27 protein-coding genes are annotated in these 22,756 nt (G+C 71.4%); 14 read left to right on the top strand and 13 right to left on the bottom strand.

The annotated features are described in order from the left end of the window. The first annotated feature begins 25 nt into the window (after positions 1-25). The 5 genes from ACSP50_RS19565 to ACSP50_RS19545 are packed head-to-tail and all read left to right on the top strand — an operon-like array spanning position 26 to position 4,279. On the top strand, positions 26-481 hold the full coding sequence (locus ACSP50_RS19565) for a hypothetical protein (protein WP_014690988.1): 456 nt from the start codon (positions 26-28) through the stop codon (positions 479-481). Continuing rightward, entirely contained in the window at positions 478-1,908 is a 1,431-nt protein-coding gene (locus ACSP50_RS19560; RefSeq protein WP_014690987.1) for an APC family permease, read from the top strand. The genes ACSP50_RS19565 and ACSP50_RS19560 overlap by 4 nt, the downstream gene beginning before the upstream one ends. After that, entirely contained in the window at positions 1,905-2,309 is a 405-nt protein-coding gene (locus ACSP50_RS19555) for a hypothetical protein (RefSeq protein WP_014690986.1), read from the top strand. The genes ACSP50_RS19560 and ACSP50_RS19555 overlap by 4 nt, the downstream gene beginning before the upstream one ends. Before the next feature lie 3 nt (positions 2,310-2,312). Next, positions 2,313-3,650 (top strand): dipeptidase, encoded by a 1,338-nt coding sequence (locus tag ACSP50_RS19550; protein WP_014690985.1) that lies wholly within the window; start codon positions 2,313-2,315, stop codon positions 3,648-3,650. Positions 3,651-3,706: 56 nt separating this feature from the next. After that, complete coding sequence (locus ACSP50_RS19545) at positions 3,707-4,279, top strand: YcxB family protein (protein WP_014690984.1); 573 nt, start codon at positions 3,707-3,709, stop codon at positions 4,277-4,279. On the opposite strand, the gene ACSP50_RS19540 is transcribed toward ACSP50_RS19545, so the two are convergent. After that, a complete protein-coding gene (locus tag ACSP50_RS19540; RefSeq protein WP_014690983.1) occupies positions 4,276-4,542 on the bottom strand; it encodes a hypothetical protein in 267 nt (88 codons plus the stop codon). The two genes, ACSP50_RS19545 and ACSP50_RS19540, sit on opposite strands and share 4 nt — an antisense overlap. 109 nt (positions 4,543-4,651) lie before the next feature. On the opposite strand from ACSP50_RS19540, the gene ACSP50_RS19535 reads away from it, so the two are divergent. Beyond that, the gene (locus tag ACSP50_RS19535; protein WP_014690982.1) at positions 4,652-8,176 is read left to right on the top strand and encodes an NACHT domain-containing NTPase; all 3,525 of its coding nucleotides are present in this window, start codon (positions 4,652-4,654) and stop codon (positions 8,174-8,176) included. 13 nt (positions 8,177-8,189) lie between these two features. On the opposite strand, the gene ACSP50_RS19530 is transcribed toward ACSP50_RS19535, so the two are convergent. From ACSP50_RS19530 to ACSP50_RS19510, 5 genes are all read right to left on the bottom strand, one after another. Next, entirely contained in the window at positions 8,190-8,711 is a 522-nt protein-coding gene (locus tag ACSP50_RS19530) for an HdeD family acid-resistance protein (RefSeq protein WP_014690981.1), read from the bottom strand. A 9-nt stretch (positions 8,712-8,720) separates the two neighbouring features. Beyond that, complete coding sequence (locus tag ACSP50_RS19525) at positions 8,721-9,176, bottom strand: hypothetical protein (protein ID WP_014690980.1); 456 nt, start codon at positions 9,174-9,176, stop codon at positions 8,721-8,723. 16 nt (positions 9,177-9,192) lie between these two features. After that, positions 9,193-9,618, bottom strand: coding sequence for a hypothetical protein (locus ACSP50_RS19520; RefSeq protein WP_014690979.1), 426 nt, complete (start codon positions 9,616-9,618; stop codon positions 9,193-9,195). A 72-nt stretch (positions 9,619-9,690) separates the two neighbouring features. Beyond that, positions 9,691-9,915 carry a hypothetical protein gene (locus ACSP50_RS19515; RefSeq protein WP_014690978.1) on the bottom strand — a complete coding sequence of 75 codons (225 nt, stop codon included), beginning with the start codon at positions 9,913-9,915 and terminating at the stop codon, positions 9,691-9,693. A 12-nt stretch (positions 9,916-9,927) separates the two neighbouring features. Next, complete coding sequence (locus tag ACSP50_RS19510) at positions 9,928-10,749, bottom strand: M48 family metallopeptidase (RefSeq protein WP_014690977.1); 822 nt, start codon at positions 10,747-10,749, stop codon at positions 9,928-9,930. Between the two features lie 148 nt (positions 10,750-10,897). Here ACSP50_RS19510 and ACSP50_RS19505 point away from each other — a divergent pair, with 148 nt between their 5' ends. After that, positions 10,898-12,148 (top strand): diacylglycerol kinase family protein, encoded by a 1,251-nt coding sequence (locus ACSP50_RS19505; RefSeq protein ID WP_014690976.1) that lies wholly within the window; start codon positions 10,898-10,900, stop codon positions 12,146-12,148. Positions 12,149-12,217: 69 nt separating this feature from the next. On the opposite strand, the gene ACSP50_RS19500 is transcribed toward ACSP50_RS19505, so the two are convergent. Continuing rightward, entirely contained in the window at positions 12,218-12,760 is a 543-nt protein-coding gene (locus ACSP50_RS19500) for a hypothetical protein (RefSeq protein WP_014690975.1), read from the bottom strand. Positions 12,761-12,879: 119 nt separating this feature from the next. Here ACSP50_RS19500 and ACSP50_RS19495 point away from each other — a divergent pair, with 119 nt between their 5' ends. From ACSP50_RS19495 to ACSP50_RS19485, 3 genes are read left to right on the top strand one after another with little or no spacing between them, the layout of a single operon-like run. Continuing rightward, the gene (locus tag ACSP50_RS19495; protein WP_014690974.1) at positions 12,880-13,278 is read left to right on the top strand and encodes a hypothetical protein; all 399 of its coding nucleotides are present in this window, start codon (positions 12,880-12,882) and stop codon (positions 13,276-13,278) included. Between the two features lie 13 nt (positions 13,279-13,291). Continuing rightward, entirely contained in the window at positions 13,292-13,705 is a 414-nt protein-coding gene (locus ACSP50_RS19490) for a hypothetical protein (RefSeq protein ID WP_014690973.1), read from the top strand. A gap of 35 nt (positions 13,706-13,740) precedes the next feature. Continuing rightward, on the top strand, positions 13,741-14,583 hold the full coding sequence (locus tag ACSP50_RS19485) for a YihY/virulence factor BrkB family protein (RefSeq protein ID WP_014690972.1): 843 nt from the start codon (positions 13,741-13,743) through the stop codon (positions 14,581-14,583). Here the strand turns inward: ACSP50_RS19485 and ACSP50_RS19480 are convergent. Then, positions 14,525-15,913 (bottom strand): MFS transporter, encoded by a 1,389-nt coding sequence (locus tag ACSP50_RS19480; RefSeq protein ID WP_014690971.1) that lies wholly within the window; start codon positions 15,911-15,913, stop codon positions 14,525-14,527. The genes ACSP50_RS19485 and ACSP50_RS19480 overlap by 59 nt on opposite strands. A gap of 11 nt (positions 15,914-15,924) precedes the next feature. Continuing rightward, positions 15,925-16,482 carry a hypothetical protein gene (locus tag ACSP50_RS19475; protein WP_014690970.1) on the bottom strand — a complete coding sequence of 186 codons (558 nt, stop codon included), beginning with the start codon at positions 16,480-16,482 and terminating at the stop codon, positions 15,925-15,927. A 115-nt stretch (positions 16,483-16,597) separates the two neighbouring features. On the opposite strand from ACSP50_RS19475, the gene ACSP50_RS19470 reads away from it, so the two are divergent. The 4 genes from ACSP50_RS19470 (at position 16,598) to ACSP50_RS19455 (ending at position 18,700) form a co-directional block, all read left to right on the top strand. Continuing rightward, the gene (locus ACSP50_RS19470; RefSeq protein ID WP_014690969.1) at positions 16,598-17,089 is read left to right on the top strand and encodes a hypothetical protein; all 492 of its coding nucleotides are present in this window, start codon (positions 16,598-16,600) and stop codon (positions 17,087-17,089) included. A 285-nt stretch (positions 17,090-17,374) separates the two neighbouring features. Then, the gene (locus tag ACSP50_RS19465; protein ID WP_155123561.1) at positions 17,375-17,899 is read left to right on the top strand and encodes a hypothetical protein; all 525 of its coding nucleotides are present in this window, start codon (positions 17,375-17,377) and stop codon (positions 17,897-17,899) included. Positions 17,900-18,087: 188 nt separating this feature from the next. Next, positions 18,088-18,558, top strand: coding sequence for a hypothetical protein (locus ACSP50_RS19460; RefSeq protein ID WP_043511733.1), 471 nt, complete (start codon positions 18,088-18,090; stop codon positions 18,556-18,558). After that, complete coding sequence (locus ACSP50_RS19455) at positions 18,512-18,700, top strand: hypothetical protein (protein ID WP_014690966.1); 189 nt, start codon at positions 18,512-18,514, stop codon at positions 18,698-18,700. Before ACSP50_RS19460 ends, ACSP50_RS19455 begins: the two co-directional genes overlap by 47 nt. Here ACSP50_RS19455 and ACSP50_RS19450 read toward each other — a convergent pair. The 4 genes from ACSP50_RS19450 to ACSP50_RS19435 form a co-directional block, all read right to left on the bottom strand. Then, the gene (locus ACSP50_RS19450) at positions 18,677-19,414 is read right to left on the bottom strand and encodes a metallophosphoesterase (protein WP_231956978.1); all 738 of its coding nucleotides are present in this window, start codon (positions 19,412-19,414) and stop codon (positions 18,677-18,679) included. The genes ACSP50_RS19455 and ACSP50_RS19450 overlap by 24 nt on opposite strands. Before the next feature lie 121 nt (positions 19,415-19,535). Then, positions 19,536-20,504 (bottom strand): carbamate kinase, encoded by a 969-nt coding sequence (locus tag ACSP50_RS19445; protein WP_014690964.1) that lies wholly within the window; start codon positions 20,502-20,504, stop codon positions 19,536-19,538. Positions 20,505-20,509: 5 nt separating this feature from the next. Beyond that, a complete protein-coding gene (gene argF / locus ACSP50_RS19440) occupies positions 20,510-21,511 on the bottom strand; it encodes an ornithine carbamoyltransferase (protein ID WP_014690963.1) in 1,002 nt (333 codons plus the stop codon). A gap of 20 nt (positions 21,512-21,531) precedes the next feature. After that, a complete protein-coding gene (locus ACSP50_RS19435) occupies positions 21,532-22,752 on the bottom strand; it encodes an arginine deiminase (RefSeq protein WP_014690962.1) in 1,221 nt (406 codons plus the stop codon). Positions 22,753-22,756 lie beyond the last annotated feature (4 nt).

Below are 22,756 nucleotides of genomic sequence, written 5' to 3'. Positions count from 1 at the left end.
TCTTGAGGGTTCGCACCGTGGAGGGATGCAGAGCCGCAATCCGGTCCAACCGCTGTTGCTGATGTTCCCGCTGGGGCTGCTCGCCGTGGCACTCATCCTGGATCTGGCCACCCTGCTCGGCGCGCCGGCCATCATCGGCACGCTGGCCTACTGGAACATCCTGGCCGCGCTGGTCGGCGGCGTCTTCGGGGCCGCGCTCGACCGCCCCCGGGTGCTGATCCTGCTGGCCGACATGGGCGTGCTGTTCTTCTTCGCGGTGCTCGCCCTGATCCGGGTGCGCTCCGGAGACCGCGCGACCGCCCCGGGCGTGTTCCTGCTGGAGCTGTTGGGCTTCACGGCCGCGCTGGCCGCGTCCTGGTTCGGCGGGCGGCTGGGCGCCAACCATTCCGCAGGGATGAGACGAGCGACATCCAGGCCTGCCGATGATTCCGCCCAACGGCATCTCGCCGGTACCAGCTCTCCTCGAAGGGAGGCGACGTGAGCGCTGAGGCGGACAACCAGGCGGCAGCGCCGCCCAGGTCCACACGCGCGGTTTCCTACCTCTCCTGGGTCGCGCTGGCCCTGATGACCACCAGTTCGGTGGCGAGCCTGCGCCCGTCGCCGACCATGGCGGTGTACGGCCTCGCCAGCATCTTCCTCTACCTCGTGCCGGCCATCGTCTTCCTGCTGCCGACCGCGCTGGTCTCCGCCGAGCTCGCGTCCGGCTGGGAGGGCGGCGTCTACAACTGGGTCAGTCAGGGCCTGTCCAAGCCGATGGGCTTCCTCGCGGTCTGGTGCCAGTTCGCGATGACCATCTTCTACTACCCCAGCCTGCTCGGGTTCGTGGCCAGCACGCTGGCCTACGTGATCAATCCGGAGCTGGCCGGCAGCGGCCTGTGGACCGCCATCGTGATCATGGTCTGTTACTGGGCCGGCGTCTGGGTCTCCTCGCGCGGCACCAAGGGCGTCGCCGGGCTGGCCAGCGGCGGCCTGATCATCGGCACGCTGGTGCCGGGCGCACTGCTGGTCATCCTCGGCATCGCGTTCCTGGGCCAGGGCAACGAGTCGGCCGCACCGATGACCGCCGATCACCTGCTGCCGACCTGGGCCGGCCTGTCCAGCCTGGTACTGATCGTCAACAACTTCCTGTCGTACTCCGGCATGGAGATGAACGCGGTGCACGTCTCCTCGCTGCGCAAGCCCGGTAGGGAGTTCCCCCGGGCGATGTTCCTGGCGATGGCTCTGGTGCTGCTCATCTTCATCCTGCCGGCGCTGGCCATCAGCTGGATCGTGCCGGCCGACGAGCTGTCGCTGACCGCGGGCGTGGTGCAGGCCTTCGACGCGGTGTTCGCCGCGTTCGACTCGCAGTGGCTCACCCCGATCCTGGGCGTCATGCTGGTGGCCGCGTCGCTGGGCGGCATGCTCACCTGGCTGGCCGGGCCGTCCCGCGGCCTGCTGCTGATCTCCCGCAAGGAGGGTTACCTGCCGCCGTTCCTGCAGAAGCTCAACAAGCAGGGCGTGCAGCAGAACATCCTGGTCACCCAGGGCCTGGTCACCACGGTGATCGCACTGGCCTACGCGTTCATCCCGGACGTCTCCAGCGTGTACTGGATCTTCTCGGTGATCACCACGCAGGTCTACCTGATCATGTACCTGCTGATGTTCGTGGCCGCGGTACGCCTGCGCCGCAACCAGCCGGACCACCCGCGCGGGTACCGGGCGCCGATGCTCACCGGGCTGTGCGGCGTCGGTTTCGCCGCCTCACTGGCCGCGCTGCTGATCGGCTTCGTCCCGTCGTCGCAGTTCGGCGGCGGCAGTGTCGGGGTGTACCTGGCCATCGTGGCCGGCGGCGCGCTCGGCCTCGGCCTGCTGGTGCCCTACCTGTTCTACCGCTTCCGCAAGCCGTCCTGGAAGGAGGCCACCCCGTGAGCCGCTGGGTCTACTACCTGATCGGTGCGCTCCTGCTGCTGCTCGCCGGCTTCGGCGTCGTCAACTACCAAGGGAAGAAGGTGACCGAGGAGGCCACCGCCAAGGCCCAGCAGCTGCAGACCGAGCTGGCCGCCGCCGGGATGCGGGTGCCGGCCACCGACCAGATCGTCCGGGTGCTCAGCACCGACGGCGGATCGATCTGCTACGAGCCGGGCGCCGCCCTGCGCCGCGGCGTCCTCTACGGAATGATCACCAACGGCGCGGCCGGGCCCGGACAGCGGCCGGTGATCGTGGACAGCAGGCTGCTGCAGGGCCAGATGACCATCATCAAGGTCTACTGCCCGGAGTACATCGAGACGTTCCAGCAGATCGTCGACGACTTCACCGCCGCGGAGGGGTGAGCCGTGGACCTGCGAGCACACATCAACGAGCTGATGCCCCGGGCCCGGGCCGACCTGGCCGACCTGGTCGCGATCCGGTCGGTCGCCGACCCGCGGCAGTTCCCGCCGGCCGAATGCGAACGGGCCGCGGACTGGGTGGCGCGCCACTTCGCCCAGGTCGGTTTCACCGACCTGACCCTGCACCGGACCAGCGACGGCAGCAAGGCGGTGTACGGGCAGCGCCGCGGCACCGAGCCGGACGCGCCGACCGTACTGCTCTACGCCCACTACGACGTGCAGCCGCCGCTCGACGAGAAGGCCTGGTGGACCCCGCCGTTCCAGCTCACGCCGGTCGGCGGCCGCTGGTACGGCCGCGGCGCCGCGGACTGCAAGGGCAACATCGTCATGCACCTGACCGCACTGCGGGCCCTGGGCGACGACGTACCGGTCAATCTGAAGTTGATCGTCGAAGGATCCGAGGAGCAGGGCACCGGTGGCCTCGAGGATTTCGTCGAACGGCACCCGGACCTGCTGCGCGCCGACGCCATCCTGGTCTGCGACACCGGCAACGCGGCGGTCGGCGTGCCGGCCGCCACGATCACCCTGCGCGGCCTGGTCAACGTCGTGGTCACGGTCACCGCGCTGGGCGGCGAGCTGCACTCCGGAATGTTCGGCGGCGCCGCGCCGGACGCGCTCGCCGCGCTCATCCGGATGCTGGCCACCCTGCGCGACCCGGCCGGCAACACCACGATCACCGGCCTGGAGAACGAGCAGACCTGGCTCGGCGCGCCGTACCCGGCCGCCCGGTTCCGCGCCGACGCCGGCCTGATCGACGAGGCACGGCTGCTCGGCGACGGATCAGTCTCGGACATGCTGTGGGCCCGCCCGGCCGTCACCGTGCTCGGCGTCGACTGCCCGCCGGTGGTCGGCTCGGCGGCCGCCATCCAGCCCCGCGCCCGGGCCCGGCTCAACCTGCGGGTGCCACCCGGCACCGACCCGGTCAAGGCGCAGGACGCGCTCATCGCCCACCTGCATGCGGCGGCACCGTGGGGGGTCCGGGTCGAGGTCGCCAAGGAGGCACTCGGCCAGCCGTTCGAGGCCCGCACCGGCGGCCCGGCCTACCGTGCGCTGAGTACGGCGATGCGCGAGGCGTACGGCCGCGAGATGACCACTCTCGGCCAGGGCGGCTCGATCCCGCTGTGCAACGTCTTCGCCGGGGCGTACCCGGACGCGGAGATCATGCTGATCGGGGTGGAGGAACCCCTCGCCCGCATCCACGCACCGAACGAGAGTGTGGCACCCGGCGAGATCGGCGACCTCGCCCTCGCCGAGGCGCTCTTCCTGCAGCGCTACCGCAAGTAGCGAAAACCGTGACCGAGCGGGCCGGGTCTCCACCCGGCCCGCTATCGTGCTGCCCGATGCCATCGACATTCACCTTCACCCCGACCCGCGCCGACCTGCGCTGGGTGATCGCCCAACGGCTGCGCCCCACGGTCCGCGCCCTCGCCGCGTTCGGCTTCGCCGTCGGCGGCGCCGGCGTGTTCGCGCTCGCCTCGCACGCGGTCCTCGCCGGGCTGGCGCTGCTCTACTTCGGCCTGCTCTTCGTGGTCACCGCCGCCCGGATGGTCAGCGCGACACTGAACCGGATGCCCGCGTTCACCATGCTGCCGCAGACGTACCGGCTCGACGACGAGGGGATCACGGTCAGTTCCCGGGCATCGGTCGTCTGGTACGCCTGGGACGCCTTCGACCGGGTGGTCACCGCCCCGGGCGGCTGGCTGCTGTTCGCCGGCCGGCTGAACACGGTGACGATCGTCCGCCGGATGGTGCCCGACGGGCAGGTCGCCGAGCTGGAGCGGGAACTGTCCCGGGTGGGCCGCCTCCCGGAGGAGACGCCTGCCGCCGACGACGCACCGGTGGCACCGGCCGCCCCGGCCCGGCCCGGCGGGGTGCGCCCCGCGGTCCCCGACGAGGCCGGTCCCACCGGTTAGCCGGCCCTTCCCGGACGGCCGCGCCGCACCCGGCCCGGGCCGGCACCACCACCGACCGGACCACACGCCCGGACGATCGCCGGGCGGTCGCGGCGCGACGAGTCGCGCAGGGCCACGAACAACCGACGGGTCACCTGCTCCTCCCGGTGACACGCGGTCAAGTGGTCGATCCATCGACGCAGGACGGCGGACAGGCCGACCGACAACATCATCATCGCCGCCGGCCACGGGTGACCGGCCGCGATGCTCAGGATCTCCGTCATGGTCCGCTCCACTCGTCCGCGTATCGACTGCATCGACTCTCGAGGACGCGGCATCTTTCCCTCTACAGTGAGGAAACTCCGGGAAACTCGGACCGATCGGAGCGGGTTCATGGCGGGCGGTCGGCCTTCGCAGGGCAAGCAGCAGCGCTACGACGAGCTCGAAGAGCTGGCCGCATGGTTTCGGCAGGCTCTCGGCGACGCGGGCTTCGGCAGCGTGCACGAGTTCGTCGCCACCGGAATGTTCGAGAAGAACGCGGTGTACGGGGTCTTCAACGCCACTCGTCTGCTGACCCTGGAGAACACCCAGTCGCTGGCGGTCGCCCTGCGCCGCGATGCCGGCGATGTGCGCGCCGTCTGGCTGCGCGCCAAGGAAGCTCGCGACCGGGAGCTGCTGGCCGCCGAGCGCGCCGAGGAGCGACGCCTCTGTTCGTGGGCGGACCTGCCACTCCCGTCGCTGGCACTGCGCAATCTGCTGGAGTCGCAGAGCATGTCGGTCGACCGCCTGCCGTACTCGATGCTCGGCGTGATCGAGCCGCCGCTCTCGACCGTCTATGTCCGCCAGCACATCCGTTCACAGGACAAACGGGACCGGCAGCCGGCGGTCAGCCGGGAGGGGACGCCCGCCGAACGCTCGCCGGTGTCGCAGGCCCAGACAACCCTGTCCGTGCTGGAGGCGATCGAGCGACACGACCATCTCCTGGTCACCGGTGAGGCCGGTGCGGGCAAGTCGACCATGACGAGTTACCTGGCCCGGACCCTGTCCCGGGTGTGGCTGCGGGAGACGAGCGCCGCGGGGCTGCCGCTCGGCGAGCCGGTCGTCCCGCTGCGCATCGCGGCCCGGACTCTGGACGTCGGGGGCTCCTGGAGCGTGGTGCTCGCCCAGGCGGTCAGCCGGAGTCTCGGACGCAGCCTCCTGCAGGATCCCGACCCGGCCATCTTCACCCGACGGGCTCAGGGTGCCCGCTGGCTGATCCTGGTGGACGGGCTGGACGAGATTCCGGACGCCCGCCAGCGCCGCGAGATCATCACCTCGATCGCGCAGCACGCCCGGGCCGGACGTGACTACCGGTTCGTAGTGACGACCCGGCCCCTGCCCGATGACGACCTGTCGCCGCTGATCTCGGCCGACGTGGCCCGATTCGCCATCCAGCCGTTCGGGCATGCGGAGCTCGACCAGTTCGCCCGGCGCTGGTTCGGCTCCCAGCGGCTCGACGATCCCGAGGACCGTGCCGATCGATTCCTTCGGGAGACCTCCGACGGCCGGCTCAAGGAGCTCGTCCGCAATCCGCTGCTGGCGACCATCGCCGGGGTCAGCGCGGTGAGAGATCCGGATCGTCCCCTGCCGACCAGCCGGATCAGCCTCTACGAACGGTTCTGCGGTTACCTGCTGGACGACCACGGTGGGCGCCGGGAGACCATGGCGCAGCTGCACCGGCACTATGCCAACGATCCGGATCGACTGACGTGTGTCCTGTGGATCCACAAGCACCGTACCGCGATCATCGGTGCCCTCGCCCTCAGCCGCACCGGCGACCAGACTTCCCTGTGGTCGACGGCCAAGGAGTGGGTTCGCCGCCATGCTCCGCACAGCGTCACCGAAGTGGAACAGTGGAAATCCCATCTGTGGGAGGAGCTGCTCGCGACCGGGCTGCTCGTGGCCACCGACGGCGAACTCGCGTTCCTGCACCAGTCGTTCGCCGAGTATCTGTCCGCCAAGAGTCATGCGAGCACGCTGGACGCCGACTTCGCGGCCCTCGACGGATGGATCCGCCGAGGCATCGGCGAAGCCGAACGCACCTTCGCACTCTTCGTCTTCGGGCTCTGGGCGGCCCGGGCCGACCATCAGGCCCACCGCATCGTCGACGTCCTGCTGTCCCGCTACGACCCGCGACGAACGTTGCTGGCCGGGCGCATCCTGGCGGAGGGCGTGCGAGTCGACGACCCGGCCGCCGAGCGCGTGGTGACCCGGTTGGACGCGCTGATCCGCAACGAGAACGACACCGACCGGGCGCTGGAGGCGGTGCAGGTGCTCGGCGGTCTTTTCGACTATCGGTGGGTGTCGAGCAGACTGGCGGGCCTCGCCTCGCTCGACTCGTTGCCGGTCAGGCGCCGGGTCGAGGCGATCGTCGCACTGGAGCAGTTGGCCGGCCCCTCGGCGATCACCGAGGCGTTGAACGACGTTCTCCCATCATGCTACGGGCGCCCGTTACGCCGGATGGCGCCGATGGCGGTACGCCTGGGAGCGCCCATCGTCGAGCAGATACGCGAGCGGGTCCAGCAGATGGTCGCCGAAGCGGACGCCGACGCCGAGGAATGGGCGAACGCGGTGGAGGTTCTCAAGAAGCTGGGGCTCCAGGACGACACGGAGCGGTTCGCCTGCTCGGTGTTGTCCAATCCGTTCGCCAGGCAAGACGACCTCAAGAAGGCCGCAGAAGCGCTGTTCGACGCGAAAGGCATGGCAGCGCTGCCGCAGGTCATCGAGTTCGCGCAAACGCGGCCCGCCGCCGACTACACGGGCCGTGCAGCGTTGGCCGATCTACTTCGCCGTGAGGGCGCAAGGGAGGCGTCCGCGACGATCGTGGAGCAGATACTCGCCGACGATTCCGGCACGTCATCGTCAGGAATCGCTGCGGTCACCACTGACTTGCACCTACGGGGGTCTGAAGCGGTTCCCGCCGTGCTTCGGCTTGAGGAACGCTGGTCCAGGGACGGATCTTGGCTGGCTTCCGGCGACCTGCTGGAGGCTGCGGCAAAGGTAGTCCCCGATGACCGAATCGCTGGTCGTGCACGTCAACGCGCCGTCTCCGGCATTCCCCTCGGCGCCGACCTCTACGTCAGGGCCTGGCTGGCCGTAGAAGGAATCGCAGCCGTTCCTGAGATCATGAAGGTGACTGATGGTGGCCGCCGCTTGATTTTTCTCGACCGTGTCTGGGTCGCCAAGGCGTTGCATGACGTCGGCGCGCTCCCGGAGGCGTGGGAACTCGCGGAGAACGCGTTGCGGTGCAAGGATCGAGGGCTTCGCACCAGGTATCGGGACGCGGGAAGCCTGCTGCTGAAGGTCGACCACGATCGCGGAATCCCGGCTCTCATGGAGATCGTTGAAGGCGACGCCAACAACTTTCCGCTGCTCGGCGGACTGCTGGACGCGCTGCAGGAACACGACTCGCCAACGGCCGAGCGGGCATTGCGCGACCTGGCCGACAAGCTCACCCACAACCCTTATGTGTCCAGCGTCGAGCTCCGGGACGCACTGATCACCCTGGTCCGATGCGGGGAGAAGCCGGCAGCCGTGGTCGCCGCCCAAGCGGCGATCCACCGGCAGAACCTGACCATCGACGATCGCAAGGAGATCGCCGCCGCGCTGGCCTCCTACGCCGAGTTGGAGCTGGCCCAGGAGGTGTGGTCACACCTCATGCGCTGGCAGGAGTACAGCCTGTCGAGCGACGTGACCCTGGTGGACGACATGATCGCCGCGGGCGCGGCCGACTGGGCGGCGCAGGAGCTCCGGGCTCAGCTGGACGACCCTCTGATGGCGGCGCGCCGGCGCACGCGGCTTCGGCAGATGCTGGCGCTTCTGACGGCCGCGGCGGACGTGCCGGGCCCGGCGCATCCGGATGATGCGCCGGGCCGGTGACGGGTCGCAGGGGTCAGGCGGAGCGGGACCGCAGGCCCGCGATGCCGATCAGGATGCCGGCGATGCCGACGAAGCAGAGCGTGGTCGCCCCGAAGAAGACGAACGTGGCCAGCCCCAGGCCGGGCCAGACCAGCAGCGCGACCGCGGCCAGCACGACACACAGGCCGACGGCGATCCGGGCACCGCCGCCGCCCGAGCCGACCGAGGTGAAGATCTCGGCCAGGCCGTCCAGCATCCAGCCGAGGGCGACGATGACCAGCAGCAGCTTCAGCGAGCCGGCCAGGTCGCGCAGGCAGAGGATGCCGAGCAGGCCGACCAGGACGCCGAAGATGACGCCGAGGACCCGGCCGGCGACCGGCGCGTCCGGGATGAGGACGAACTGCACGACCCGGACCACGCCGAGGATCAGCAGGTTGAGGCCGAACAGGAAGCCGACCACGTGGAGGGTGGCCGACGGCCAGGCGAACGCGACGATGCCCAGCACCAGGGCGAACACCCCGGCCAGCAGACTGAGCCAGCCCGAACGACGGAACACCTGCGCCCCCTAGCGGTATCGGACCTCACGGCCGTGCGCGGCCAAGGCGTAGATCACCAGCACGTCGGTGGCGATCATGATGGTGCACCAGACCGGGTAGGCGGGCAGGAACATCATGTTCGCGAACGCGCTGAGCACCGCGACGATGATGCCGATCACCCGGGCCCACATCTGGCCCAGGAAGATGCCGATGCCGGTGAGCACCGCGAGCACCCCGAGCAGCAGGTGGGTCCAGCCCCAGGCGGTGTAGTCGAAGGTGAGCACCAGCCCGGACCGGGTGGTCAGGTAGTACTGGTCGCGGACCAGGGCGACGATCCCCTCGATCGCCTGGAATCCACCGAGGAGCATCAGCATCACCCCGGCGAAGACGACCGCGCCGATCCACGCGGTGGGCTCCCGGGTCGCTCCGGGTGGGGTGTACGGCTGCTCGTCGGCGTACGCCGTCTCCTGCTGTGTCTCGGACATGTCGTTTCCCTCCAGATCAGATCTCGCGGCGCCGGACCGGCGCCCGCGGCAGATCACTGAACGCCGCCGCCAGGTACGGGCCGACCAGTTCGACGCGGTCCGCGCCGGCCGCGACCACGGCGAACACCGTGCCGTCGGCGGCGACCAGCCGCACCACGATCGGGTCGGGCCCGCACCGCCGGCCCGTCCCGGCCGGCAGCCGGTGCACGCCCGGCGGCAGCACCCGCACCGGCAGCCGCAGCGTCCGGTCGAACACCGGCCCACGCCGGATCAGCAGCAACTCCCCGGCCCAGCACGCCCACATCCGCCGCGACCAGCGCCGCCGGAACCGGACCCGGCACCGGAATGCCGGGCCGTCCTCGGCGAACGCCCGCCGGGTCCGCCGCTCCCGGCGGACCGCGGCCAGCAGCACGAGGAACACCAGCAGGACCAGCAGGGTCATGTCACCGGACCTCCCGCCCTGTCGCGTCATCCCCGATGGATGAGCCCCGGCTCCGGGTCCGGGGCCGCCCGTTCATCCGGCCGGGCCGTCGTCCACCGGCAGGCGGCGGACCTCGATGAGCCGCAGCCCGAGCCCGTGAATCCGGGAGATCAACCCGACCACCGCGGACTGGTCCGGGAGGTTGCCGTGCAGCACCGTCTCCGGCGGCTCCACACTGACCGTGAGGTCGCGCAGTTCGGCCAGCAGCTCGTCCGGGATCACCCCGGAGACCCGCACCTGATAGGTCACGTCCGGCATCGCCGTCTCCTCCTAGTCGGTGCCGTGCAGCAGGCCGAGCCGGAACAGTCGTTCGATCCGGCGCACGGTGTACGGGTGTGACTGCGGCAGCTGGGCCAGCTCCACCCAGAAGCCGCGCAGCGCCCGCCCCTGCCGCAGCAACTGCTGCACGTCGGTGGTGTGTTCGGTGTGCCGCCCGGAGGCGAGCAGCACCAGCCCGGACGCGCCGGCCGGGCACAGGTGCGCGCCGTGCCGGTCGCAGGAGTACTCGCGCAGCCGGGACAGGGTCGGGCCGAGCACCGGGATCCTCTCCGAATAGGCGACCGACAGCTGGTACCAGAGCGAGACGTGGTGCAGCCGGATGTGGCCGAGCTCGTGGCCGAGGATGAACCGCAGTCCCTCCCGGTTGTTCTGCTGCAGGTTGGCGAACAGCTCGTTGGAGAGCACCACGTAGTCGTGCCCGGTGGCCTGGGCCGCGAAGGCGTTCAGCGTCCCGTTGCCGTTGGCCAGGTAGATCGTCGGGCGGCGGGGCAGCCCGAGCCGGTGCGCGAAGTCGTCGGCGGTCTTGTACAGCTCGCCGTACTGGTGCGGGCTGAGCTCGACGGCGGTGCCGCGGACCGAGGCGCGCTGCGTCTCCCGGATGATCACCAACACCGGCACCAGCAGGAGCAGGCCGATGAAGGCGCTGCGCACCGTGGTGGCCCAGCCGGTCCCGGCCAGCCGGTCCGGCAGGTAGGGCAGGGTGACCGCGGCCTGCACGATCAGCCAGATGATGATCAGGTTGAGCACCACCATGAACACGTAGAACGGCATCTCGGCCGGATGCCGCAGTGGTCTACCGCCCGATGTCGGCACGGTCCCTCCTCTCGCTGCCCGCGGTCGCCGGACGGGCCGCGGCTCGGTGCCGACTCTGTCCGCACGCCGGTGGTGGCACCTCATCCCGCGGGAGTGAGGCCGCCGGACCGGAGCGCCCGGCAGGCTGGGGCCGACCTAAGGAGGCCTCATGGCCCTGCTCGCGTTCGTCGCGGCGGCCGCCGCCGTCGTGCTGGTGCTCGCGGTCGCCGGGATCGGCGGCAGTCTCGCCCTGCTGCTGACCGGCGTGGCCGGCGGCGCGGTCATGCTGCTGGCCGCGTGGTGGTTTCTCAGCCATCGCGGCGTGGCGCGCTGGGCCGCCGGGTGCCTGGCGGTGCTCGCCCCGGTGGTGGTCGCCGTGCTGTTCGCCCGGGCCCGGCTGGTCGGGGTGGTGGTCGTGTTCGGCCTGCTCTGGTGGGCCGCGATCGCCGCCGCCCGGCGGGCCCTGGCGGTGCCCGTGCCGGAGCCGGTGACCGAGCGCACGGCGGCGCCCCGCCACCCGTACCTGATCATGAATCCACGCTCGGGCGGCGGCAAGGTGGGCCGGTTCCGGCTCGCCGAGCGGGCCCGGGCGCTCGGCGCCGAGGTGTTCCTGCTGGACGGTTCCACGGTGGACGTGGCCGAGGTGGCGCGCCGGGCCGTGCGCGACGGCGCCGACCTGCTCGGGGTGGCCGGTGGGGACGGCACCCAGGCGCTGGTCGCCGGGGTGGCCGCCGAGCACGGCGTTCCGTTCCTGGTGATCTCCGCGGGCACCCGCAACCATTTCGCCCTCGACCTCGGCCTGGACCTGACGGATCCGGCGGCCGGCCTGGACGCGCTCACCGACGGCGAGGAGGTCCGGGTGGACCTGGGGCGCATCGGTGACCGGACGTTCGTCAACAACGCCTCGTTCGGGGCGTACGCCACGGTGGTGCACAGTCCGCGCTACCGCGATGCGAAGGTGGGCACCGCGCTCGACCTGCTGCCGGACGCGCTGACCGGACGCTCGCCCCTGCGGCTGACCGTGGACGGCGCCACCCTGGACGGTCCGCACGCCGTGCTGATCAGCAACAACGCCTACCGGCTGGACAGTGGTCAGCGTCCCCGGCTGGACCGGGCGGAGCTGGGTGTGCTGGCCGCCGGCCGACGGCGGGTGGTGGTCCGCACCACGCGGGACGCGGTCGTCGACGCGGATCTGCCGGAGATTCCGGTCGGGGTGGACGGTGAGGCGCTGACCTTCGCGCCGCCGGTGCGCTGTGTGACCGTGCCGGGCGCGCTGCGGGTCCGGGTGCCACGGCAGCGCCCCGGGGTGCCGGTTCCGCCCCCGCAGCTGGACTGGCGGCGCCTGCGCCACCTGGCGTTCGGCCGGGTGACGCAGGCGCTGGACGGGGCCGCGGTCAGCGGCGAACCACTCGCCGCGTGACGCGGCGGGCGGTGCGGCGGCCGGTACGGCGGGCTACTCGGCGTGATCCGAACATGGTCGATCCCCCTTTCAGGCTCCGGCGGTCTCCAGGTCGTGCAACTCCTTGGCCTCCTCGGCGTTGAGCAGGCCGATCCCGATCAGGTCGAACGGGCTGATGAACCCGTCGGCGATCCGGAAGCCGCCGGCCCGCGCGATCGCGTCCCGCAGCGGCACCGCCCAGTGGTGCTCGATCAGGATCAGCGCGGCCGCGCTGTCGTCCGGGATCTCGGCGAGCACGTCCCAGGCCCGGCCGTCGTCGAAGACCGCGACCCGGCCCTCGGCGTCGGCCGCCGCGGCACCCAGCGCGGCACCGGCCTCCATCCCGGCCTCGCCCTCGATGCCCAGCCCGATCAGCGCGCCGATCTTGCTGCCCAGCTCGATCGCCTCCTCCCGGGTCAGGTTGCTCAGGTGCTCGACCTCCACCTCACCCCCGGCGTCCTTGTAGACGGCGAGCGCGTCGATCACCCGGACGGTGTCGCTCTGCCGCAGCCGTTCCAGCTCGGCGATCACCTCGCCGTGGAAGTCCGGATGCCGGAAGCCCAGCACGATCAGCTGCACGGGTCCGATGGCCATCTGTCACTCCTTCGTTGTCGCCTGGTTCTGAAGTCCGATCCTCGAATCGGCGGCCCGGCTCGCGCCTCATCCGGCGCGGGTGAGGACCGGCCCGGGCCCGCCGCGGGACGCTGACGGCCATGAAGCGCATCCTGGTCGTCATCCCGCTCCTGGCCGGCCTGACCGGCTGCGTCTCCCCCGCGGAGGCCGCGAAGCCGCCGGTCTGCAACAGCTGGGCGGCGGTGCAGCAGACCGTCGGCCACATCCGTGAGGTGAACGTCTCGGCGAACGGGTTGTCCGCCCTGCGGCCGTACCTGATCCAGTTGAAAACCGAGCTCACCCAGTTCTTCGCGGACGCCAAGGCGCAGTTCGGTGCGGACGGCGAGGCGTTGAAGGCATCGGTGGAGCAGCTCGGGGCCGATCTGCGGACGGCCAGGGCCGATCCGACGGTGGCCAACCTCTCCGTGGTGCGCACCTCGGTCAGCGGCGTGCGTGACGACGCGAACCGGCTGCACGACACCATGCTCTCGACCTGCTGAGGGGACGGCCGTCATGGAGGTCGAACAGAGCCGGGCGACCGGCTGGGTGGTCTGGGTGCTGGTGGGCGGCGTCCTGCTGGTCATGCTGGGCACCCTGCACCTGACCGTCGGGCTGGTCGCCCTGCTGCGCCCGGAGGTCCTGGCCGGGGAGCGCGCCGACCAGCTGCTCGGCGTGCCGCTGACCGCGCTGGCCGGGATCCACCTGGTGCTCGGCGGGCTGGCCGTCCCCACCGGGGTCGGCCTGATCCGCGGCCGGACCTGGGCCCGGGTGGTCGCGGTCGTGCTGGCCACCCTGGCCGCGCTGGTCAACTTCGCGTTCGTGGCGGTCCACCCGGCGTGGTCGGTGATCGGGATCGGGCTGGCCGCGCTGATCACCTGGGCGGTCGCGGCGCACGGCGGCGAGATGGCCGGCGCGTACGGGTCGTGATCGGCCGTCTCGACGCATGGCAGCGCAGGCACCGCGTGGCCGGGTTCGGCCACGCGGTGCTGCGCAAGTATCTGGACGACGGCGGCCCCCGGGAGGCCGCGCTGATCACCTACTACGGGTTCCTCAGCCTGTTCCCGGTGCTGCTGCTCGCCGTCGACCTGATCTCCCGGGTCCTGGTGAACCGGCCGGGGCTGCGGAGCCGCACGATCGGGGCCTTCGTGCCCGAGCCGCTGCGCGCCGACGTCGAGCAGGCGGTGGCGCACCTGCCCACCTCGGCCGTGGCGTTGGTGGCCGGCCTGTGCGGGCTGGCCTACACGGCCGCCGGGGTGCTGCTGTCGGTGTATCAGACGCTCAACCATCTGGCCGCCGTGCCGTACCGCGAGCGGTCCGGCGTGCTCTCCCGCTGTCTGCGGGTGCTGGCCGGCCTGGTGGTCCTGCTGAGCGCGGTGGTGGCCACCGCGTCGCTGCCGCCGGCCGGCGCGTTCGTCGTCGCCTTCGGCGCGCTGTGGCTGATCGCCCGGCTGCTGCTGGACCGGCCGGCGCCGCTGCGCGCGCTGTGGCCGGGCGCGCTGATCGGCGCCGCCGCGGTGACCCTGACCCTGCAGCTGGGTGCGGCGGTGCTACCCCGGCTGATCCGCGGCGCCGGGCCGGTCTACGGCGGCTTCGCCACCGTCGCCGGCATCTTCACCCTGTTGTACGTGGTGAGCAACGCGCTGGTCGGCGCGGCGGAGGTGGCCGCGGTCCGGTGGGGGCGGCTGTGGCCGCGAGCCATGGACCGCGGCCACCCGTCGCCGGCCGACCTGCGGGCGGTCGCGCTGCTCAAGCGGGAGCAGGAGCGGCTGTCCGCGGAAGGAACCAGGCGGCGGCCAGACCGATGAGGCCGGCCACCGCGACCGCGATCATCGCGGCCGCGTACCCGGTGCCCGGCCGGGAGCCGAGCTCGGCCACCAGGATCGTCCCGGCGACCGCGCCGCCCAGTGCCGAGCCCAGGTTGGACACGCTGCGCGACAGGCCGGAGATCTCGCCCTGCAGGTCCTCGCCGAAGCTGGACTGGACCACGTTGACCGACGGGGTGAGCATGCCGCCCAGCCCGAAACCGATCACGAACAGGCCGGGTACGAACATCGCGACCGACTTCGACGCGTACACCAGGGTGAGCAGCAGGACCACGCCGGCCATGGTGATCAGGAAGCCGGCGACGATCAGCGTGCGCTGCGCCCGCCGCTTCGCGAACCGTTCCGCGGCCAGCGAGGACAGCAGCAGCCCGGCCGTGGTCGCGGTGAACACCACCCCGGTCTCGATCGCGTTGTAGCCGCGGACCACCTGCAGGTACGCCGAGACCACGAACGAGGTCCCCATCAACATCAGCCACTGGGCCGACTGGGTGACCATGCCGAGGTTCGAGGTGCGGTTGCGGAACAGCGTCATCGACAACAGCGCCGGCCGCCCGGTGCGTTCCTTGGCCCGCATCGAGGCGAAGAACCAGAGGAGCACGCCCGCCCCGGCGACCAGCAGGGCGATCATCACCGCGACGTTGTCGTCCGCGGCCAGGATCCCGGACACGACCAGGACCAGGCCGAGCGCGGAGAGCACCGCGCCGCCCAGGTCGGTCGGGCGCGTCGGGTCGGCCGGCAGCGGGTCGTGCACCCAGCGACGGCTGAGCACCGCGATCAGCAGCACCACCGCGGTCTGAAACAGGAACGCCACCCGCCAGCTGAATGCGGTGGTGAGGAAGCCGCCGATCAGCGGACCGGTCGCGGCGCCGATCCCGCCCATGGCGCTGATCGCGCCGAACGCCTTGGCCCGCGAGGTGACGTCGGTGAACAGCAGGGTGGTCAGGATGTAGACCGGCGGGATCAGCATCGCCGTGCCGACGCCCTCCAGCAGGGAGTTGCCGAGGATCAGCACGCCCAGGCCGGGGGCCGCGGCGCTGAGCAGTGCACCGACCGCGTACACCAGCAGGCCGACGGTCAGGCAGCGTTTGCGGCCGATCCGGTCGGTGAGCTTGCCGCCGGGGATCATCAGCGCGGCCATCACCAGCAGGAAGATGGTGATCGCCAGCTGCACCCCGGCGACCGTGGTGCCGAGGTCCGCGCTGATGTCGTTGATCATCACGTTCATGTTCGAGCCGGCGAAACTGCAGATGAACTGGGCCAGCGCGAACGGGATCAACGCCCGTCTCAGCGCTCGCGCGGTGGTATCCACCATGGGACTGCCTCTCAGTATCGGCCGCTGTCGCGGCTCCACACCGGGCCGACCCGGAGCCAGTCCCGGGTCCAGGCCCGATCCCTGCGCCGATCGAGGACGCCGCGGGCGATCCGGTGGATCCCGGTCAGGCCGGCGGCCAGGCACAGCGTCGTCGCGATGCCGACCAGCACGGCCTGACCGACCGGGTCCCGGTCGGCCGGCGGCAGATGCTGCGCGCCGGTGTCGTCGATCCAGATCCTGATCCGGTCCCCGGCACGCAACCCGGAGTCGGGCTGCACCAGGCCGGTGTGCGCGGTGCCGTCCGGCGCCTTCCACCGGGCGTTGGCGGCGGCCGCCGTGGCGCTGTCCCCGCCGGGGCTCGGGTTCTCGGTCAGCACCGCGTCCACCTGGGACAGGTGGGTCCGCTCCCATTCCGCGGCCTGCTGGACGGAGCGGTAGCTGGCCCCGCCGGCCCACCGGGCCAGCAGCGGTGCCCCGCCGAGGAACGTGAGCACCAGCAGGAACACCAACAGGCTCTCCAGCCGGTCCGAGATGCGGCGCAGATCGCTGCGCCTCCGCCTGCCGATCATGGTTAGGTCTGCCCTCCTGCCGCAGCGGACCCTCAGCATCCGATCGCGGCGGACGGGACCGAATCACCCCGGCAGGGTGAGGGCCGGCGGTGCCGGGGTCGGCGAGGCTGCCCCCATGACGCGCCCGCGGATCCGCCTGACCCACAAGACCGAGGAGGCCACCGCCGCCGGCATCTACGGCATCATCGTGGGCGCCGCGGTGCTGGTCACCGCCCACGGCGTCGCCGCCTGGCGGGAGGTCCTGGCCGTCCTGGCGACGCTCACCGTGTACTGGGTCGCGGAACGCTACGCCCGGATCGTCGCCGAACGCATCCACGAGGGACACCGGCCCACCTGGCACGTCGTCCGCGAGCACCTGACCAGCGGCTGGGAGCTGGTCACCGCCTCGCTGCTCCCCCTGCTGGTCCTGATCACCATCCGCGCCTCCGGCGCCGCCCTGCTGAACGCCGAGATCATCTCGCTGTCCTGCAGCACGCTGCTGCTCTGCCTGGCCGGCTGGAGCATCGGTTCCGGCGGCCGCCTCACCTACCTCGAACGGATCGTCTCCACCATGGTCGCCGGCGCCTTCGGTGTCTCCATGGTGGTGCTCAAGGCCCTGCTGCACTGACCGGCGCGCCCGGTCCACGCCGGCACGGAGTCGCCACCGCGCGCACCACCGTCCGCAGCCGGACACCGCGACCGGCGCGGCCACGGCGGTGCGGCCAGTGTGACCGCGAACGTTCACCGCGTTATGAACGCCGGGCGCCTGTGTAGATTTCGTAGCGGGTCGGTCGGCGGTCTGGTTCGTGTACGCGGGGCTTGGCAGCCTGTTGTCATGATCATGATTCGTAGTGCGCCTCGGCCACGGCGGCACGGTCGACTGCTCTCCGCCGTTGCGGTGGGATGGTTGGTGGTGGCGAGCACCTATTACCTGGCGATGCCGCTGTTCGGTGTGTTGTCGCTGTTCGGCTGGCTGGTCATCGGCGGATGCTGGGTCGGGGTGGTTGCGACCTCTGCCCTGGCGATGCTGGCCTCGTGTCGGGACAGGGCGTATGGCTGGGCGGTGGCGTGTCTGGTGGTCGCGGTTCTCTCCGGGGTCGGGGTGGTCAGCACGGATTGGCGGCCGGTCTACACCGACAGCCAGTTCCGGTTGCACCGTGGGGAGCTGGGTGAGTTGGCCGCCGAATATCAGGCCGGCCGGTTGGTGTCGGACAGCGAATTGCCATGGCGGCTGCGGTACCTGTCCATCGATGGGCAGGCACATGTTCGTGATGGGGCTCTCTACCTTCCGGTCTGGGCAGACTGGAGAGCCGAGAGCGGCGGAGGTTTCGCCTACTTCCCGTCATCGCCCGGGCCGGACACCATGGTCGGCACCGCTGCCGGGGATACCGGCCGGCCGGTGCGGGCGCTCGGTGACGGCTGGTGGTGGGTGGACTAGACCGAGTCTCCATGAACGAGTCCTGGTGGACATCGTGGGCGTGGGTCCAGTGGTATCGGAAGATCAGCATCGACCAGCTCAAGGGGTTCCCTGCCTCCTGTGGTCACGGCGTGAACGGTGCCCGGCAGCGATCGTGGCCAGGCCGGCGGAGCGGGGTCGCCTGGATTTCGGGTCCTACGATGTGCCGCATGCAGCAGAGCCGACACGACCTCGAACGGCAGGCCAACGACCTGGCCGGGATGGCGGCCCGAGCGCACGCCGCCGGCCGGCCGGATGAGGCGTTGGCTCATGCCGGCCGGGCCGTCGCGGTCGTGGAAGCGATCGTCGCGGCACACCCCGCCGATGCCCAGGCGCACTGGGTGTTGGCCGGTCAGCTCTACAACCGCGCCGGCATCCACGAGTCGCTCGGCGACTTCGCGGCGGCCGCCGTCGACGCCGCCCGGTCCTTCGAGATCTACCAGCGCCTGGCCGCGGTGGCGCCGCTGTGCCTGCCGCAGCGCGCCGACGCCGAGGCGAGGCTGGCGCGGACGTCGGCCTTCGCCGGCGCGCAGCAGGGGGTCGATGCCGGACCCACCCGCGAACACGCCGCGGCCGCCGGTGACCGGGAACTACGTGCGGGCCCTGTTCGTGCTGGGCGTTCTGCAGCAGGAGCTCGGTGACCCCGGGGCAGAGCAGTCCCTGGTCGATGCGCGATACCTGATCACCCTGCTGAACGAGCCGTTGCCCGCCGACATCGCCGAGATGCGCGATCAGCTCGACCACGGCGGCGAACCGGGTTCACCCGCCGGAGGCGACCGGTGAACCCGGGACGGTGGTCAGGCGGCCGGTGTGCCAGCCGGCGCCGGACGGGTAGCGTTCGACCACCGTGACCGTGCCGCCGGCGACGGTGATCCGGCTCCAGGAGCGCGGTGTCCCCCGCGTCCGCCGGCTGGTCGAGGTGCCCGCGGTGATCAGCACCGGCCCGCCGGCCAGCCGGCGCACCTCCGGGATGTGGGTGTGCCCGGCCAGGACGAGGTGCACGCCGGCCTCCCGCGCCGCGGTCAGCAGCCGGGACCGGCCGACCAGTCTCCGGCCGGTCGGCGGGTGGTGCAGGGCGATCAGCCGCAGCCCGTCCGGTGGCGCGGCGGCGAAGGCCGCCGTCAGCGACGTGGTCTGCTGCCGGGTGACCCGGCCGTCCTTCCACCGCCACCGCGGCATCGAGGCGACCCCGGCGGCGGTCAGGCCGGCCAGGTGGATGACCGGGTCCAGGTCGTCGCAGATCCAGGTTCGATAGCGGTCGTACGGGCGCAGCAGCCGCTGCGGGCCGGCCAGCGGCAGGTCATGGTTGCCGAGCACGCTGAGCACCGGTTCCGGCAGCCGTTTCAGCAGCTCCTTGGCCAGGTCGAACTCCACCGGCCGGGCTCGCATGGTCCAGTCGCCGGTCACCACCGTGAGGTCCGGCCGGACCGCGGCGACGTCCGCGATCAGGCTCTGCACCGCCGCGTCGTGGTGCGCCCCGAGGTGCAGGTCGGACACGTGTGCGATGGTCAGCACGACGCGAAGCGGGACGGCGGTGCGGACCAGACCACGGGACGGGGCGCCGGCCCGGCCGGAGGAGGTCCGAGCCGGGCCGGCGGGGTGAGCGCGGCGACAGCGCTCACCGGGAGGGCAGGCCCGGACGCCGGGGTGGGCGCAGGTCGTGCGGGCCGCCGTAGTCTCCGGCCGGGGTGACGACGGTGCCGGCCTTGCCGGCCAGGATCGCCGCCGCGTCGTCGAGGGCGCCGATCGCGGCCAGGTCGCCGGTCAGTTCGACGAACCGGCACACCGCCTCCACCTTGGGTCCCATCGACCCGGCCGGGAAGTCCTCCCGGCGCAGGTCGCCCGGGGTGGCCCGGCCGATCGGTTCGGGTGCCGGGCCGCCGAATCCGCGCTGCACCGCCGGCACGTCGGTGAGCAGCAGCAGCGCGTCCGCGTCGAGGGACTCGGCGAGCACCGAGGTGGCCAGGTCCTTGTCGACGACGGCTTCGACGCCGCGCAGCCGGCCGTCGTCGTCCCGGATCACCGGGATGCCGCCGCCTCCGGCGCAGACCACGACGGTCCCGTCGAACAGCAGCTGCCGGATGATCCGGGTCTCGACGATCCGCTGCGGTTGGGGCGACGGGACCACCCGCCGCCACTTCGGGCCGTCGGCGGCGACCGTCCAGCCGCGTTCGGCGGCCAGGCGGTGGGCGGTGTCCTCGTCGTACACCGGTCCGACGAATTTGGTCGGTGCGGCGAAGGCCGGGTCGGCAGCCGAGACCAGGGTCTGGTCGAGGATCGCGGCGACCTGCCGGCCGGGCAGCGCGTTCTGCAGCGCCTGCAGCAGCCAGTAGCCGATCATGCCCTGGGTCTGGGCGCCGAGCACGTCGAACGGGTACGGCGCGCGCAGGCCGGGGTCCGCCGCGGATTGCAGGGCGAGCATGCCGACCTGCGGCCCGTTGCCGTGGGTGATCACGATCTCGTGCTCGGCGGCCAGTGGCGCCAGCGCCTCGACCGCCCGGACCGCGTTGGCCCGCTGGACCCCGGCGTCCGGCCGGTCCCCGCGGTGCAGCAGCGCGTTGCCGCCGATCGCGATGACGATCCGCATCGCGATCAGGCTCCCAGCGTGGCGACCATGATCGCCTTGATCGTGTGCATCCGGTTCTCGGCCTGGTCGAAGACGATGGAGGCGGGCGATTCGAACACCTCGTCGGTGATCTCCAGCGCTTCCAGTCCGGTGTGCTCGAAGATCTCCTCGCCGACCCTGGTCCGCCGGTCGTGGAAGGCGGGCAGGCAGTGCATCACCTTGACGGCCGGGTTCCGGGCGGCCCGCAGCAGTTCGCTGTTCACCTGGTACGGCCGCAGCAGGCGGATCCGCTCGTCCCAGGCGTCCTTCGGTTCGCCCATCGACAGCCACACGTCGGTGTAGAGGAAGTCGGCGCCGTGCACGCCTTCGGCGGCGTCCGCGGTGTGCGTGATCCGGGCGCCGGTGGTCTCGGCGATCGCCCGGGCCGCCTTGATCACCTCCTCCGGGTTCCACCGGGACTCGGGGGCGACCATGCGCACGTCCATGCCCATCATGGCGCCGGCGATCAGCAGCGAGTTGCCCATGTTGTTGTGCGCGTCGCCGAGGAACGCGAACGCCACCTCGTTGTCGTGCTTGACCGTGTGCTCGCGCATGGTGAGCAGGTCGCACAGCGTCTGGGTGGGGTGCCACTCGTCGGTCAGGCCGTTCCACACCGGCACGCCGGCGTGCCGGGCCAGGGTCTCCACGCTGTCCTGGCCGAACCCGCGGTACTCCAGGGCGTCGTAGAAACGGCCGAGCACCCGGGCCGTGTCCTTGACCGACTCCTTGTGGCCGAGCTGGGTGCTGACCGGGTCCAGGAAGGTGACGTGCGCGCCCTGGTCGTGGGCCGCCACCTCGAAGGCGCAGCGGGTCCGGGTGGAGGTCTTCTCGAAGATCACCGCGATGTTCCTCCCGGTCAGCCGGGGCACCTCGGTGCCGCTGTACTTGGCGGCCTTGAGCTGGGCGGCGAGCCGCAGCAGGAAGCGCCATTCGTCCGGGGTGAAGTCGAGTTCCTTGAGGAAGCTGCGGTTGCGAAGGTTCACGGACATGATCGGTATCCCCCTGAGGGCTAGACGGCGTCGCGTTCGATCGGGCAGGTCATGCAGCGGGGCCCGCCGCGGCCCCGGCCGAGCTCCCCGCCGGCGATGGTGATCACCTCGACGCCGTGCCGGCGCAGGAAGGTGTTGGTGGTGACGTTGCGCTCGTAACCGACGATCACCCCGGGCTCGACGGCCAGGAAGTTGTTCCCGTCGTCCCACTGCTCGCGCTGGGCGGCCCGGATGTCCTCGGTGGTCTCCAGCACCTGGATCTTGTCGATGCCCAGGGTCTCGGCGATGGTGGCGAACAGGTCGTCGTTGCGGGTGACGTCGAGGCCGTCCTCGTCGTCGCCGGGCCGCACGGTCCAGGACCGCAGCGCCTCCTGCAGGTACGGGTACATCACGAAGGTGTCCCGGTCGATCATGGTCATCACCGTGTCGAGGTGCATCATGGCGTGCGAGTGCGGCAGTTCGATGGCGATCACCCTGGTCGCGGCGCCGGCCGTGAACAGCGCATGGGCCAGGTTCTCCACGCCCATCGCGGTGGACCGCTCGCCCAGGCCGATCATGACGGCGCCGTTGCCGAGCACGTGGATGTCGCCGCCCTCCAGGGTGGCCGGCTGGTGCACCCGATCGTCACCGCCGTACCAGAAATCGAAGTCGGCGAGGGTGAACATCGGGTGGAAACGGTAGATGGCCGAGCTGTGCACCGATTCGCGGTGCCGGGCCGCCATCGCCATCGGGTTGACGCTGACCCCGCCGTAGATCCAGGCCGAGTTGTCCCGCTGGAACAGGTGGTTGGGCAGCGGGGTGAGCACGAAGTCGTCGGCGCTCATCAGTTCCCAGCGCAGACTGTTCACGGTGAAGCCGGCGAGTTCCTGTTTGAGCACCCCGCCGATCAGGTAGTCGGCGAGCCGACCGCTCTCGGCCTGGTCGGCGAGCCGGCGCAGCGGCCCGGTCAGGGTCGGCCCGACGGTGTTCTCGGTGATGATCCGGTCCAGGATCCAGGAGCGGGCGTGCGGGATGTCCAGCACGTCGGCGAGCAACTCGGCGAAGTAGTGCACCTTGATCCCGCGCTCGCGCAGCACCTCGGCGAACGCGTCGTGCTCCTCGCGGGCCCGGCGCGCCCACAGGATGTCGTCGAAGAGCAGGTCCTTGACGTTGTCCGGGGTGAGCCGGCTGAGTTCGACGCCGGGGCGGTGCAGGATCACCTGCCGCAGCCGGCCGGTCTCGGAGTCGACGTGGAATGGCATGGGG

Origin of the sequence: Actinoplanes sp. SE50/110 (genome assembly GCF_900119315.1) — a bacterium.
Lineage (GTDB): Bacteria > Actinomycetota > Actinomycetes > Mycobacteriales > Micromonosporaceae > Actinoplanes.
This window is presented reverse-complemented; position numbering and strand designations above follow the sequence as displayed.